The sequence below is a fragment of the Streptomyces sp. DvalAA-14 genome (genome assembly GCF_900091855.1).
Classification (GTDB): Bacteria; Actinomycetota; Actinomycetes; order Streptomycetales; family Streptomycetaceae; genus Actinacidiphila.
Genome location: NZ_FMCH01000439.1, coordinates 1 through 1,534, shown reverse-complemented (window position 1 = coordinate 1,534; position 1,534 = coordinate 1). Strand labels below are relative to the sequence as shown.

Sequence of the window (1,534 nt, the reverse complement as noted above, 5' to 3'; positions counted from 1 at the left end):
GCTCGGACCGGCGCTGCTGGTGGGCGTCTGGTGGTCGGCCTCCGCGCTGCACTACCTCGACCCGCGCATCCTGTCGGGGCCCGGCACCGTCGCCGCCACCGCGCTGGACCTGATCAGGAGCGGCCGGCTCCAGGACAACGCGCTGGTCTCGCTGCAACGCGCCGGGCTGGGCCTGCTGTTCGGGGTGGCCATCGGGGCCGCGCTCGCGGTGGTGGCCGGTCTCAGCCGCCTCGGCGAGTACCTGGTCGACGGCACCCTTCAGGTCAAGCGGGCCATCCCGGCGCTGGCCATGCTGCCGCTGCTGATCTTGTGGCTGGGCATCGGCGAGCAGATGAAGGTCACCGTGATCGCGCTCGGCGTGGCCGTGACCGTCTACATCAACACCTACGCCTCGCTGACCGGCCTGGACAGCCGCTATGTGGAACTCGCCGAGAGCCTCGACCTGAGCCGGTGGCAGTTCCTGCGCAAGGTCGTCGCCCCCGGCTCGCTGCCCGGATTCTTCGTCGGGCTGCGGCTCGGCGTCACCGCCTCCTGGCTCGGCCTGATCGTGGTCGAGCAGATCAACGCCACCAGCGGCCTCGGCTACATGATGTTCCAGGCCCAGCAGTACGCCCAGTCCGATGTGATCATCGTCGGCCTGGTGGCCTACGGCATCTTCGGCTTCGTCTCCGACGCCACGGTCCGCGCGGTCGAGAGGAGGGTGCTGTCATGGCGACGCACCTTGGCGGGCTGACCGCGACCAGGCCCGGCCGCGGCGACGGCCCGGCCCCCGGGACCGGCACCCCGGTCCGCGACGGTACCGGCCCCGCCGTCCGCACCACCCGCCTGGTGCGCCGTTTCGGCGGCCGCACGGTGCTCCGGGAACTCGACCTGACCGTGCAGCGCGGCGAGTTCACCGCGCTGCTCGGCCGCAGCGGCTCCGGGAAATCCACCCTGCTGCGGGCCATCGCCCGGCTGGGACCACGGGGTGGCCGGCTCCGGCGGCCTCCGGGTCCCCGACCGGGTGTCGCTGTCCTTCCAGGACTCCCGGCTGCTGCCGTGGCTGCGGGTGCTGGACAACGTGGTGCTCGGCGTGCGAGGACCCCTGGCCCGGGAGCGCGGCGGGACCGCGCTGGCCGAGGTGGGCCTGGCCGGGCGGGAGCGCTCCTGGCCGCACGAGCTGTCCGGCGGCGAGCAGCAGCGCGCCGCACTCGCCCGCGCCCTGGTGCGCGACCCCGAACTCCTGCTGGCCGACGAGCCGTTCGGCGCGCTGGACGCGCTGACCCGGATCAAGATGCACGGCCTGCTGCGCGAGCTGTACGAGCGGCACCGTCCGGCGGTGCTGCTGGTCACCCACGACGTGGACGAGGCCGTGGAACTCGCCGACCGCGTACTGGTCCTGGAGGAGGGGCGGATCGCGGTGGACCTGGCCATCGGGCTGCCGACCCCGCGAAGCCGCCGCGACCCGCGGTTCCAGGTGTACCGCGACACCCTGCTCGCCGCCCTGGGCGTGGTCCCGCCGGAGGCCGCCGCGCACCCGGCACCCCCGCGCCCG

General features: G+C 74.1%; 1 protein-coding gene and 1 pseudogene. Both read left to right on the top strand.

Annotated elements, in window-relative coordinates:
* The coding region (locus GA0115240_RS23565; RefSeq protein WP_093739386.1) for an ABC transporter permease at positions 1-733 on the top strand (733 nt) is incomplete at its 5' end.
* A pseudogene (locus GA0115240_RS23560) lies at positions 709-1,534 on the top strand (ABC transporter ATP-binding protein); the annotation flags it as partial. The gene GA0115240_RS23565 and the pseudogene GA0115240_RS23560, both read left to right, overlap by 25 nt.